Source organism: Streptomyces sp. NPDC004327, assembly GCF_042873935.1.
In the GTDB taxonomy this organism is placed as follows: Bacteria; Actinomycetota; Actinomycetes; order Streptomycetales; family Streptomycetaceae; genus Streptomyces.
In genome coordinates this window covers 147,297-160,418 of the sequence record NZ_JBIAME010000011.1, presented here as the reverse complement: position 1 = coordinate 160,418, position 13,122 = coordinate 147,297, and the positions used below count along the sequence as shown (strand labels likewise).

The 13,122-nt window shown below is 72.5% G+C and carries 10 protein-coding genes; 6 read left to right on the top strand and 4 right to left on the bottom strand.

Going from position 1 to position 13,122, the window contains the following annotated elements:
* Nucleotides 1-139 precede the first annotated feature (139 nt).
* The gene (locus tag ACFYU9_RS32440; RefSeq protein WP_389208941.1) at nt 140-724 is read left to right on the top strand and encodes a flavodoxin family protein; all 585 of its coding nucleotides are present in this window, start codon (nt 140-142) and stop codon (nt 722-724) included.
* A gap of 86 nt (nt 725-810) precedes the next feature.
* On the opposite strand, the gene ACFYU9_RS32435 is transcribed toward ACFYU9_RS32440, so the two are convergent.
* The gene (locus tag ACFYU9_RS32435; protein WP_389347194.1) at nt 811-1,683 is read right to left on the bottom strand and encodes a CAP domain-containing protein; all 873 of its coding nucleotides are present in this window, start codon (nt 1,681-1,683) and stop codon (nt 811-813) included.
* Between the two features lie 185 nt (nt 1,684-1,868).
* On the opposite strand from ACFYU9_RS32435, the gene ACFYU9_RS32430 reads away from it, so the two are divergent.
* The 4 genes from ACFYU9_RS32430 (at nt 1,869) to ACFYU9_RS32415 (ending at nt 8,188) form a co-directional block, all read left to right on the top strand.
* Entirely contained in the window at nt 1,869-2,150 is a 282-nt protein-coding gene (locus ACFYU9_RS32430; RefSeq protein WP_389208944.1) for an acylphosphatase, read from the top strand.
* A 405-nt stretch (nt 2,151-2,555) separates the two neighbouring features.
* Nucleotides 2,556-2,771 carry a hypothetical protein gene (locus ACFYU9_RS32425; RefSeq protein WP_389208947.1) on the top strand — a complete coding sequence of 72 codons (216 nt, stop codon included), beginning with the start codon at nt 2,556-2,558 and terminating at the stop codon, nt 2,769-2,771.
* Nucleotides 2,772-2,983: 212 nt separating this feature from the next.
* Nucleotides 2,984-6,550 carry a chromosome segregation protein SMC gene (smc, locus tag ACFYU9_RS32420; protein ID WP_389347192.1) on the top strand — a complete coding sequence of 1,189 codons (3,567 nt, stop codon included), beginning with the start codon at nt 2,984-2,986 and terminating at the stop codon, nt 6,548-6,550.
* A gap of 204 nt (nt 6,551-6,754) precedes the next feature.
* A complete protein-coding gene (locus ACFYU9_RS32415) occupies nt 6,755-8,188 on the top strand; it encodes a sugar porter family MFS transporter (RefSeq protein WP_389208951.1) in 1,434 nt (477 codons plus the stop codon).
* 116 nt (nt 8,189-8,304) lie between these two features.
* Here ACFYU9_RS32415 and ACFYU9_RS32410 read toward each other — a convergent pair whose 3' ends face one another.
* Nucleotides 8,305-9,276, bottom strand: coding sequence for an LLM class flavin-dependent oxidoreductase (locus ACFYU9_RS32410; RefSeq protein WP_389347189.1), 972 nt, complete (start codon nt 9,274-9,276; stop codon nt 8,305-8,307).
* 69 nt (nt 9,277-9,345) lie between these two features.
* Nucleotides 9,346-10,806: a cytosine permease gene (locus ACFYU9_RS32405; protein ID WP_389208954.1), complete on the bottom strand. Its 1,461-nt coding sequence runs from the start codon at nt 10,804-10,806 to the stop codon at nt 9,346-9,348.
* 87 nt (nt 10,807-10,893) lie between these two features.
* Here ACFYU9_RS32405 and ftsY point away from each other — a divergent pair, with 87 nt between their 5' ends.
* The gene (gene ftsY, locus ACFYU9_RS32400) at nt 10,894-12,120 is read left to right on the top strand and encodes a signal recognition particle-docking protein FtsY (protein WP_389208956.1); all 1,227 of its coding nucleotides are present in this window, start codon (nt 10,894-10,896) and stop codon (nt 12,118-12,120) included.
* A gap of 97 nt (nt 12,121-12,217) precedes the next feature.
* Here the strand turns inward: ftsY and ACFYU9_RS32395 are convergent, their stop codons facing one another.
* Entirely contained in the window at nt 12,218-12,871 is a 654-nt protein-coding gene (locus ACFYU9_RS32395) for a bifunctional DNA primase/polymerase (RefSeq protein ID WP_389347187.1), read from the bottom strand.
* Nucleotides 12,872-13,122 lie beyond the last annotated feature (251 nt).

The window sequence follows — 13,122 nt, the reverse complement described above, 5'->3', positions numbered from 1 at the left end:
AGCGCTTACGGCCACGGATGCGCTCTCCAGAGGTTTGCGCTTTCGAAAAGTTAGTGCTCTACTTCTGGTGTTCCCGCTTCCGATGTCCCCGGGGCGGTGTTCCCCGCACCCCCCGTCCGAGCTGTTCGAGGAGTCCTCTGTGACCACGCCCGTCGTCTCCATCGCCTACCACTCCGGCTACGGCCACACCGCCGTGCTCGCCGAGGCCGTCCGGGCCGGTGCCGCGGACGCCGGTGCCACCGTCCACGTGATCAACGTCGGTGAGATCACCGACGCCGAGTGGGAGCTCCTGGACTCCTCCGACGCGATCGTCTTCGGCTCGCCGACCTACATGGGCACCGCGTCCGGCGCCTTCCACCAGTTCGCCGAGGCCACCTCGAAGCGCTGGTTCACCGACGCCTGGCTGGACAAGCTCGCGGCCGGCTTCACCAACTCCGGCTCCAAGAGCGGCGACAAGCTGCACACCCTGCAGTTCTTCCAGACGCTGGCCGGCCAGCACGGCATGACCTGGATCAACCTCGGCCTGAAGCCCGGCTGGAACACCAGCGAGGCCTCCGAGAACGACCTCAACCGCCTCGGCATCTTCGCCGGCGCCGGCGCCCAGACCCACAACGACCTGGGCCCGGACGGCGTCCACAAGGCCGACATCGCCACCGCCGAGCACCTCGGCCGGCGCGTCGCCGAGACCGCCCGCACCTTCGCGCTCGGCAAGGCCGCGGCCTGACGCCCGGACTTCCCCCGCGCGACGCGGAGGGCCCCGTCACCGGTGACCGGTGACGGGGCCCTCTCGCGTACGGCTTCCTCGGCGGCTCAGGTGCCGAAGTCCTGCGTCCACCACGGGCCGCCGGCGCCGAAGTGCACACCCACGCCGATCACCGTGTAGTCGCAGTTCAGGATGTTCGCGCGGTGACCGTCGCTGGCCATCCACGAGCGCATCACGGCGGCGGCGTCGACCTGGCCGCGGGCTATGTTCTCGGCGCCGAGGCCGGTGATGCCGGCCTTGGTGGCGCGGGCCCACGGGGTGGCGCCGTCCGGGTCGGTGTGGTCGAAGAAGCCGCGGGCGGCCATGTCGGCGCTGAAGGCGCCGGCCAGGGAGGCGAGATCGGCGTCCGAGCGGACGACGGGGCAGCCGACCTTGGCGCGCTCGGCGTTCACCAGCCGGACGACCTCCGCCTCGGCGGAGCTCTCGCGCGCGGTCAGCGAACGGACGGTGGCGGTCGGCGCGGGGGCGGCCGGGACGGTGACGGTCCGGGTCGGGCGGACCGTCCGCACCGGCTTCGCCGCCGGGGACGTGGACGCCTTGGGAGCCTCGTGCGTCTTCGGCGCCGTCGGCTGGGGGCTCGGGGTCACCGTGCTCTTCGGGGTGGAGGGCTTCGGCGCCGGGGCCTTGGAAGAAGCGGCGGGTGCGGAGGGCGCGGCGGCCTTGCCGCTGCCGGCCGGTCCGCCGGCGCGCGCGGCCGTGGTCTCGGGGGTCGCCGAGGCGCCGCCCTGGGTGTTCAGGCTCGGCGCCTGCTGGGCCTCGATCTTCTGCTCGTTCGCACTCGTACCGCCGAGCGTGAAGGTCTCGCCGCCGGGCAGCAGGCCCGCCGCGACGGCGATCGCGCCGGCCGCGACCGCCGTGGAGACACCGAGCAGCCCGGTGCGTACGGGTGCGCTGCGCCGTGCGCCGCGATGCCGTCCCATCTGCTCCGCCTCCCTGACTGGAATGTTCCGCTTCGACCGGACCCGGATCTTTGCTGATCTTTGCTTCTGTGGATCCGGTCGCCGGGGGCTCGGCCAACCGGGTGAGCCCCGTTCCGTCGGGACTGTACGCCATGACACGAGGGGCTGACGTGCTCCTTCCGTGATCCGACCGCTAGCGTGCAGCCATGGATGAGGACGTACGGATGACCGCCTGGGTGCGCGGCCGGGTACAGGGAGTGGGCTTCCGCTGGTTCACCAGGGCAAACGCGCTGGAGATCGGCGGGCTCACCGGCTTCGCGCTGAACCTCGACGACGGGCGGGTCCAGGTCGTGGCCGAGGGGCCGCGTGAGAATTGCCACCGTCTGCTCGACTGGCTGCGCGAGGGCGACACGCCCGGGCGCGTCGACGGCGTGACGGAGATCTGGGCCACTCCGCGCGGCATCTACGACGGCTTCGAGGTCCGCTGAGCACGGCTTGACGATCTTGTTCCGAGGGCTCCGGCCGAGGGTTCGCGCGGCCCTCGGGCGGACGTTCGGGGAGCGCTCCCGGGAGTGCGAATTGCCTGGTGGTCGCGGCGAAGCACTTGCCTTGTCAGCCCGCGCGCGCAAGGATGATCCCCACGCCCCCCAGGCACCGAGTCGCGAGGCGCCGCCGTGTTCCGTACGGCCGCGAGCCCCCCGGTGGACCCTTGATGCAGGGCGTGATCGTGTTGACCGTCAAACTTTTTGGTGAGACTCTGGAAGCCCCCGCGCACCTCAGCTGTCCGACCGTGGAAACCGGCACGACAAAGAGCACGATCGGGCACCGCGGGTGCGAATCCCTCACGACCCACACCGCTTCGGTCGGTCACTCAGTGTGGAGGACCATCCATCATGGCAAAGGCGCTTCTCGGTTACGTCGGCGGCTCCGACCCGCGACTCCTCGCCGAGATGCGACGGCTTCAGCAGCGCGTCCAGGACCTCGAGTCCGAGCTGGTTCGGATCCAGTCCGAGAACGACGCGCTGACCGCTGCCGCCGCACAGCATGGCGAGTCGCTGCTCGACAGCATCGACCTCGACGTTCCCAAGGCGGAGCCTGCGCTCACCTGACGCCCCGTGCCGGGGCCAGGGTGAGAAACACTCTCGCTGGCACAGCCAGACAGCAGCTGGACACCACAGCTGGATATGCAAGGGACGCCCAGGCGTCCCTTCTTTCTTGAGTCGTCACGACCCCCGTGTGCCACTGACGTGGATTCCTTGGGGGAGGGTGTGCCCACCGTGCTCACGGGTGAAACCCGGGACCGCGGGTAGAGTCAGCCGCCGTGCACCTCAAGGCCCTGACGCTCCGCGGTTTCAAGTCGTTCGCCTCCGCCACCACGCTGCGGTTCGAACCGGGAATCACCTGCGTCGTCGGGCCCAACGGCTCGGGCAAGTCCAACGTCGTGGACGCCCTGTCCTGGGTCATGGGCGAGCAGGGCGCCAAGTCGCTGCGCGGCGGCAAGATGGAGGACGTCATCTTCGCCGGCACGACCGGGCGCCCCCCGCTCGGCCGCGCCGAGGTCTCGCTGACCATCGACAACTCCGACGGCGCGCTGCCCATCGACTACGCCGAGGTCACGATCACCCGGATCATGTTCCGCGGTGGCAGCAGCGAGTACCAGATCAACGGCGACACCTGCCGGCTGCTCGACATCCAGGACCTGCTCTCCGACTCCGGCATCGGCCGCGAGATGCACGTCATCGTCGGCCAGGGCCGGCTCGACTCCGTGCTGCACGCCGACCCGATGGGCCGCCGCGCCTTCATCGAGGAGGCCGCCGGCGTCCTCAAGCACCGCAAGCGCAAGGAGAAGGCGCTGCGGAAGCTCGACGCGATGCAGGCCAACCTCGCCCGTGTGCAGGACCTCGCCGACGAACTGCGCCGCCAGCTCAAGCCGCTCGGCCGGCAGGCCGCCGTCGCCCGCCGCGCCGCCGTCATCCAGGCCGACCTGCGCGACGCCCGCCTGCGGCTGCTCGCCGACGACCTCGTACGGCTCAGGAAGGCGCTCGACGAGGAGATCGCCGACGAGGCCGCGCTGCTCGCCCGCAAGGCGGCCACCGAGGCCGAACTGAAGGCGGCGCTCGCCCGGGAGGCCGGCCTGGAGGAGGAGGTGCGGCGCCTCGTGCCGCGGCTCCAGCGGGCCCAGCAGACCTGGTACGAGCTGTCGCAGCTCGCCGAGCGGGTGCGCGGCACGGTCTCGCTCGCCGACGCCCGCGTCACGAGCGCGACCGCCGAGCCCGCGGAGGAGCGGCGCGGCCGCGACCCCGAGGACCTGGAGCGCGAGGCGGCCCGGGTCCGCGAGCAGGAGGCCGAGCTGGCCGCCGCCCTGGAGGCCGCCGAGCGCGCCCTCGACGACACCGTCGCCCACCGCGCCGAACTGGAGCGCGCCCTCGCCGTGGAGGAGCGCCGCCTCAAGGACGCCGCCCGCGCCCTCGCCGACCGCCGCGAGGGCCTGGCCCGCCTGCACGGGCAGGTCAACGCCGCCCGCTCGCGCGCCGCGTCCGCCCAGGCCGAGATCGACCGGCTCGCCGCCGCCCGCGACGAGGCCCGGGAGCGGGCGGCCGCCGCGCAGGAGGAGTACGAGCAGCTGCGGGCCGAGGTCGACGGCCTGGACGCGGGCGACACCGAACTGGGGGAGCGGTACGAGACCGCCCGCCGCGCCCTCGCCGACGCGGAGGCCGCCCTCGGCGCCGCCCGCGAGTCCGCCGCCGACGCCGACCGGGCCCGCGCCGCCACCCGCGCCCGCCACGACGCCCTCGCCCTGGGACTGCGCCGCAAGGACGGCACCGGCACGCTCCTCGCCGCCGGCCTCACCGGCCTCCTCGGCCCCGCCGCCGAACTCCTCCACGTCACCCCGGGCCACGAGATCGCGCTGGCCGCCGCGCTCGGCGCCGCCGCCGACGCGCTCGCCATGACGGACCCGGCCGCCGCGGCCGAGGCCCTGCGCCTGCTGCGCAAGCAGGACGCGGGCCGGGCGTCGCTGCTCCTCGCCGGCCCCGAGGAGGAAGCGGAGGAGCCTCCCGCCGTCGACGGCGCCACGCCCGCCGCCCGCCTCCTCACCGGCCCCGCCGAACTCATGGGATCCGTACGGCGTCTGCTGCGCGACACCGTCGTCGTCGACTCGCTCGACCGTGCCGTCGAAGTCGTCCGCGCGAGGCCCGGGTTGACCGCGGTCACCGCCGAAGGCGACCTGCTCGGGGCGCACTTCGCACAGGGCGGGTCCGCCGGGGCGCCCAGCCTCCTGGAGGTGCAGGCGTCCGTGGACGAGGCGGCGGCGGAGCTGGCCGAACTCGACGTGCGGTGCGCGGAGCTGACGCGGGAGAAGGAGGCGGCGCAGGAGCGGCGGCGGGAAGCCTCGCTGCTCGTCGAGGAGTTGGGCGAGCGGCGCCGGACCGCCGACCGGGAGAAGTCGCGGGTGGCGCAGCAGCTCGGCCGGCTCGCCGGGCAGGCCAGGGCCGCGGCGGGCGAGGCCGAGCGGGCGGCCGCCGCGGCCGCCCGCGCCGAAGAGGCGCTGGCGCGGGCGCTCGTGGAGGCCGAGGAGCTGACCGAGCGGCTGCTCGTCGCCGAGGGGGGCCCCGCGGAGGAGGAGCCCGACACCTCGGTGCGCGACCGGCTCGCGATCGACGGCTCCAACGCGCGCCAGACCGAGATGGAGGCCCGCCTCCAGGTCCGCACCCACGAGGAACGCGTCAAGGGCCTGGCCGGCCGCGCCGACTCCCTCGACCGCGCCGCCCGCGCCGAGCGCGAGGCCCGCGCCCGGGCCGAGCAGCGCCGCGCCCGGCTGCGCCACGAGGCCGAGGTCGCCGCCGCCGTCGCGTCCGGCGCCCGCCAGCTGCTCGCGCACGCCGAGGTGTCCCTGGTCCGCGCCGAGCGGGAGCGCGCCCTCGCCGAGGCCGCGAAGAGCGCCCGCGAGCAGGGCCTGACCGCGGCCCGCGGCCACGGCCGGGACCTCAAGGCGGCGCTGGACAAGCTCACCGACTCGGTGCACCGCGGCGAGGTCCTCGGCGCCGAGAAGCGGCTGCGGATCGAGCAGCTGGAGGGCCGCGCCCTGGAGGAGCTGGGCGTGGAGCCCGCCGTCCTGGTCGACGAGTACGGCCCGCACCAGCCCGTACCGCCGTCGCTGCCCGCCGAGGGCGGACAACTCCCCGGCGACGCCGACGACGCCGACGACCCGGACGATCCGCGCGACCGGCCGCGGCCCTTCGTCCGTTCGGAGCAGGAGAAGCGGCTGAAGGCCGCCGAACGTGCGTACCAGCAGCTCGGCAAGGTCAATCCGCTCGCCCTGGAGGAGTTCGCGGCCCTGGAGGAGCGCCACAAGTTCCTCTCCGAGCAGCTCGACGACCTGAAGAAGACCCGCGCCGACCTCCTTCAGGTCGTGAAGGAGGTCGACCTGCGGGTCGAGCAGGTCTTCACCGAGGCGTACCGGGACACCGCCCGCGAGTTCGAGGGCGTGTTCTCGCGGCTCTTCCCGGGCGGCGAGGGCCGGCTCGTGCTCACCGACCCGGACGACATGCTCGCCACCGGCGTCGACGTCGAGGCCCGCCCGCCGGGCAAGAAGGTCAAGCGGCTCTCGCTGCTCTCCGGCGGCGAGCGCTCGCTGACGGCCGTGGCGCTGCTGGTCTCCATCTTCAAGGCCCGGCCCAGTCCGTTCTACGTGATGGACGAGGTCGAGGCGGCGCTCGACGACACCAACCTGCAGCGGCTCATCCGGATCATGCAGGAGCTCCAGGAGTCCTCGCAGCTGATCGTGATCACGCACCAGAAGCGGACGATGGAGGTCGCCGACGCGCTGTACGGCGTGTCCATGCAGGGCGACGGCGTCTCGAAGGTGATCAGTCAGCGTCTGCGCTGAGGCCATTCCTTCAACATGTGAAGACAAGACACCTTCACATGAGTTTCAAGTCATACGACATCGACTATTGACTTCGAAACCTGAAGGCATAGTCTCTGCAACGTTGCTTTTACCTTCACGTGGTGGGCGGCGTGAAGTTGTGCGCCACTGGAAGGGCTCGCCCCCCACCGCCCGGCGACGCTGCCGGAGCCCCGAGGAGTCCTTGTGACCAGCACCGCGCAGGCGCCCACACCGCCTTCGTCCGAAGGCCGATCGGCCCATCCGGACCACATCGGACACGTCATCTTCATCACGGCCTCCGCCGCGATGGGCGGCTTCCTCTTCGGCTACGACAGCTCGGTCATCAACGGCGCCGTCGAAGCCATCCGCGACCGCTACAGCATCGGCTCCGCCGGCCTCGCCCAGGTCATCGCCATCGCCCTGATCGGCTGCGCCATCGGCGCCGCCACCGCCGGCCGGATCGCCGACCGCATCGGCCGCATCCGCTGCATGCGGATCTCCGCCGGCCTCTTCGCCGTCAGCGCCGTCGGCTCCGCGCTGCCCTTCGCCCTCTGGGACCTGGCCTTCTGGCGGATCGTCGGCGGCTTCGCCATCGGCATGGCGTCCGTGATCGGCCCCGCCTACATCGCCGAGGTGGCCCCCGCCGCCTACCGCGGCCGGCTCGGCTCCTTCCAGCAGGCCGCCATCGTCATCGGCATCGCCATCTCCCAGCTGGTCAACTACGGCATCCTCCAGCTCGCCGACGGCGATCAGCGCGGCCAGATCGGCGGCCTGGAGGCCTGGCAGTGGATGCTCGGCGTGATGGTCGTGCCCGCCCTGCTCTACGGCCTGCTGTCCTTCGCGATCCCCGAGTCCCCGCGCTTCCTCATCTCCGTCGGCCGCACCGAGAAGGCCAAGGAGGTGCTCGCCGAGGTCGAGGGCCACGGCGTCGACCTGGACCGCCGGGTCGCCGAGATCGACCAGGCCATGCGCAGCGAGCACAAGTCCACCTTCAAGGACCTGCTCGCCGCCGGCAGCAAGTTCCGGCTGCTGCCCATCGTCTGGGTCGGCATCGGACTCTCCGTCTTCCAGCAGCTCGTCGGCATCAACGTCGCCTTCTACTACTCCGCGACGCTCTGGCAGTCCGTCGGCATCGACCCGTCGAGCTCGTTCCTCTACTCCTTCACCACGTCGATCATCAACATCATCGGCACGGTGATCGCGATGGTCCTGGTCGACCGCGTCGGCCGCAAGCCGCTCGCCCTCGTCGGCTCCGTCGGCATGGCGATCGCCCTCGCCGTCGAGGCCTGGGCCTTCTCCGCCGACCTCGTCGACGGCAAGCTGCCCACCACCCAGGGCGTCGTGGCGCTCGTCGCCGCCCATGTCTTCGTGCTCTTCTTCGCCCTCTCGTGGGGCGTGGTGGTCTGGGTCTTCCTCGGCGAGATGTTCCCCAACCGGATCCGCGCCGCGGCCCTCGGCGTCGCCGCCTCCGCCCAGTGGATCGCCAACTGGGCCATCACCGCCAGCTTCCCGTCGCTCGCCGACTGGAACCTCTCCGGCACCTACCTGATCTACACGTTCTTCGCCGTGCTCTCGATCCCCTTCGTGCTCCGGTACGTCAAGGAGACCAAGGGCAAGGCGTTGGAGGAGATGGGCTAAACCCCGCTGCCCCTCTCCTCACGCACGGAACTGCCCCGGTCCAAGGCCCTACGCCTCGAACCGGGGCAGTACGTTTTCAGCGGTGCGGAGCGTGGAGTGCGGGCCGTGCGGCCGGGTCACCGCCCCGGCAGCACGGCGTCGCAGAACAGCCGCACGCTCCGCCACCCCTCCTCGACCGGCATCCCGCCGCACAGCGGATGCAGCACCAGACTCTCCAGCTCACGCCCCAGCGCGGCGCACTCGTCCGGCGTCACCACCCGGTACACGCCCTCCGCCCGCAGCTCCGCCACCGACGCCGCCGCCGAGCGGACCGCCGAGCGGATGTCCTTCGACTGCCAGGAGGCATAGGTCCGCGCCTCGTGCAGGAAGTGCTCCCCGTACTGCGCCCAGGTCCGGTCCGGGTCCTCCGACACGTGCAGCAGCGGCGTCTCGCGGGCCGGCATCATCGTCCAGCCCTCCGTCCCGTAGGCGGCGCACTGCTCCCGGTAGTACGTCTCCAGCTCCGGCAGGTGCGCGCTCGGGAAGAGCGGCAGCCCGAGCCGGGCCGCCCGCCGGGCCGCCGCCTTCGACGAGCCGCCGACCAGGAGCAGCGGGTGCGGCTGGGTGAAGGGCCGCGGGGTGATCCGCACCGTACGACCCTGGTACGTGAACGGCTCGCCGGACCAGGCCGCAAGCAGAGTCTCCAGGAGCAGGTCCTGCAGCCTGCCGCGCCGGCCCCAGTCGACGCCGCGCTCCTCGTACTCCTCCGGCCGGTAGCCGATCCCGGCGACCGTCACCAGCCGGCCCCCGCTCAGCAGGTCCAGGACCGCGATCTCCTCGGCGAGCCGCAGCGGATCGTGCAGCGGCCCGATGATCGCCGACACGGTGACGGCCAGGCGCTTCGTCGCGCCGAACACCGCGCCCGCGAAGGCGAAGGGGGAGGGCAGCCAGTTGTTGACGGCGCCGTGGTGCTCCTCGGTCTGCACGGTGTCGACGCCGTGGGTGTCCGCGTACGCGGCCATCTCGACGGCGGCGCGGTAGCGGGCCGAGAGGGAGACCGGATCGGCGTGCGGATCGACGAGGTTGAACCGGACGACGGTGAACGGCATGGGAAAGTCCCCCTCCACGGGTGCGTCGTGGAGGGGGACGTTAGCTGACGAGGCGTCAGATGTGAACGCTCAGACGGACGCCGGCTCGCGCGCTCCGACGGGCTCCGGGGCATCGGCCACGGGCTCGCGGTCCCGCGGCAGCACCGCGTACAGCACGCCCGCTACCACGATCGTCGCCGCCCAGCCGAGCCCGTTCCGCCCGATCCAGGACGAGGCCAGCGGCCCCGCGAACCAGTCCACCTTCGTGAACAGCAGGCCCGCCACCAGGGCCGTGCCCCACGCCGTCATCGCCTGCCAGGCGAAACCGCCCCGGTACCAGTACGCGCTGGTCCGCGTGGTGTCCATCAGCGCCGCCGCGTCGTACGACCTCCGCCGCAGCATGTCCACGCCGAAGACGCCGATCCACGCGGAGAACGCCACCGCGAGCAGCGTCAGGAAGGAGATGAACGAGCCGGTGAAGCTCTTCGCCACCACCATCAGCAGGAAGCCGAAGACCAGGCTGATCACCGCGTTCACGCTCACCGCCGCCGCCCGCGGCACCCGGATGCCCAGTGTCTGCGCCGTGAAGCCGGCCGAGTACATCGACATCGAGTTGATCAGCAGCATGCCGATCAGCGCGATCAGCAGATACGGCACCGAGATCCACATCGGCAGCAGCTCGCCGATGAACGACACCGGGTCCTGCGCCGAGGCCAGGCTCGGCGTGGCCACCGCCATCACCGCGCCCATCAGCACCATCGGCAGCACCACGATCCCGGCGCCGCCGACCGTCGAGCCCACCACGGCCTTCGAGGACGCGGTGCGCGGCAGATAGCGGGTGAAGTCCGGGCCCGACGGCACCCAGCTGATGCCGCCCGCCGCGATCGTCCCGATGCCCGCGACGAGCATCGCCGTCGAACCGGCCGGCTTGGCGAAGACCGCAGACCAGTCGGTGTCCGCCACCAGATAGCCGAGGACGAGCACCGAGAAGGCGCCGAAGAGGTACGTGGACCACTTGCTGCACACCCGCAGCGCGTTGATCCCGAGCCCCGACACCAGGAACGTGCAGGCGACGAAGACCAACAGCGTCACCACGATCAGGAAGGTGTTCGACTTCACGCCGAAGACCAGGTCGAGCACCGTGAGCACGGCATAGGCGCCGGCCACCGCGTTGATGGTCTCCCAGCCCCACCGGGCCACCCAGATCAGCGCCCCGGGAAAAAGGTTTCCGCGCTGTCCGAACACGGCCCGCGACAGCGCCATGCCCGGCGCCCCGCCGCGCTTGCCCGCGATCGAGATCACACCGACGATCCCGTACGACAGGACCGGTGCGACCAGCGCCACCACCAGCACCTGCCACAGGTTCAGGCCGTTGAACACGACCAGGCCGGCGCCCATCGTGAGCAGCAGCACACTGATGTTGGCCGCCACCCAGGTCGGGAACAGCTCACGGACCCGGCCGGTCCGCTCGTTGTCGGGGACGGGTTCGAGCCCGCGGCTCTCCAGGGCGCCGCCGCTCGGCGCCGCTTCGGACTCGGACACGTGGGGCATAGGAGTACTCCGTCGTACAGATGTGGGGGAACCACCCACTTTACGTGCTCCGCGTTCTGCCTCCGCGTGGCCGATACTGGACCGGTTATGGAACTCATCCTTGCTGTAGTCATCGCTCTGGTCGTCGCGGTCGCCGTGACCGGCGGGCTCGTGGTCAGCGGCCGCAAGAAGAAGCGGCTGCCGCCCGCCGAGCCGCCGTCCACCGCCCCGACCATCACCGCTCCGCCCGCCGAACCGCATGTCGGCGACGAGGCGGAGACGCTGCGGGAAGAACCACGCCGCACCGTCGAGGAGGTCGAACTCCCGGCCCCCGCCGAAGCCGCCGAGGCCCCGGTCGCCGAGGAGCCGGCCGCTCCCGAGGCGCCCGCCGCCCCCGAGATCGAGGTCCCGGAGCCCACCGCCGGCCGTCTCGTACGGCTCCGGGCCCGGCTCGCCCGCTCCCAGAACTCGCTCGGCAAGGGGCTGCTCTCGCTGCTGTCCCGCGAGCACCTCGACGAGGACACCTGGGAGGAGATCGAGGAGACCCTCCTCACCGCCGACGTCGGCGTCGCCCCCACCCAGGAACTCGTCGAGCGGCTGCGCGAGCGCGTCAAGGTGCTCGGCACCCGCACCCCCGAGGAGCTCCGCGGGCTGCTGCGCGAGGAGCTGATCGCCCTCCTCGGCCCCGACCTCGACCGCGCGGTGAAGACCGAGAGCCCCGAGGACGTCCCCGGCGTCGTGATGGTCGTCGGTGTCAACGGCACCGGCAAGACCACCACCACCGGCAAGCTGGCCCGGGTCCTGGTCGCCGACGGCAAGTCCGTCGTCCTCGGCGCCGCCGACACCTTCCGCGCCGCCGCCGCCGACCAGCTGCAGACCTGGGGCGAGCGCGTCGGCGCCCGCACCGTCCGCGGCCCGGAGGGCGGCGACCCGGCGTCGATCGCCTTCGACGCCGTCAAGGAGGGCATCGCCGAGAAGGCCGACGTCGTCCTCATCGACACCGCCGGCCGGCTGCACACCAAGACCGGCCTCATGGACGAGCTCGGCAAGGTCAAGCGCGTCGTCGAGAAGCACGGCCCGCTCGACGAGGTGCTGCTCGTCCTCGACGCCACCACCGGCCAGAACGGCCTCATCCAGGCCCGCGTCTTCGCCGAGGTCGTCGACATCACCGGCATCGTCCTGACCAAGCTCGACGGCACCGCCAAGGGCGGCATCGTCGTCGCCGTCCAGCGCGAGCTGGGCGTCCCGGTCAAGCTGATCGGTCTGGGCGAGGGCCCGGACGACCTGGCCCCGTTCGAGCCGGGCGCGTTCGTCGACGCCCTGATCGGCGACTGACACCACCGCGCACACGCGCGTACGAGAAGGGCCCCTGCCGCAGCTCAACGGCAGGGGCCCTTCTCGTGTGACCGGGATCGCCCGGTGGCCGGTCCGGTCAGTAATGGGTGCGGTGACAGATGTACGCCAGCGTCCCGAGCAGCAGCCGGGCCTGCGGCGGCGCGCCCGCGGTGTCGAGCGTCGGGGGCCGCAGCCAGCGCACCGGCCCGTGCCCGCCGAGGTCGGAGGGCGGGGCCGTGATGTGGGTGCCCGGCCCGAGACCGTGCAGGTCCAGGCCGGCGTCGTCCCAGCCCATCCGGTAGAGCAGCCGCGGCAGCTCGGCCGCCGCGCCCGGCGCCACGAAGAACCGCGCCCGGCCGGTCGGCGTCGCGCACACCGGCCCCAGCGGCAGCCCCATGCGTTCGAGCCGGACCAGCGCCCGGCGGCCCGCCGCCTCGGCGACCTCGATCACGTCGAAGGCCCGGCCGACCGGCAGCATGACCGCCGCGCCCGGGTACTCCGACCACGCCTTGGTCGCGACGTCGAGCCCCGCGCCCGCCGGGACCGGCTCGGCGAAGGACAGCGGGTGCGCCCCCGGAGCCGTGCAGCCGGGATCGCCGCAGGAGCACCGGCCGGCCACCGCGCGCGCCCCCGGGACCACGTCCCAGCCCCACAGTCCGGTGTACTCCGCCACCGCGGTGCACTCACTGGTGCGTACGCGGCGACGCGAGCCGGACCGCATCTCGCGCATGCCGCCGATCGTGAAGCCCATGCCCCCTCCAACGGGTCGAACGCGCCGGTGGTTACGGACCGGAGGAGCGCCGCTACCGTCCGCCACGCTTCGTCGCCGGTCGTCCCCGGTCGTTCCCGGGCGGCGGCGCGCGGTGGTGCGGCGGGTGGTGCGGACCGTCGCGCGCGCCTCCTCGCGCTCCGGTTCACCGACCCCGTTCCGTCGCATGTCAAGTGAATCGCGTTCTCCGCGCGGCGAGTTCATTCGAAGGGGTGGCGAATGGTGGCGTTTCT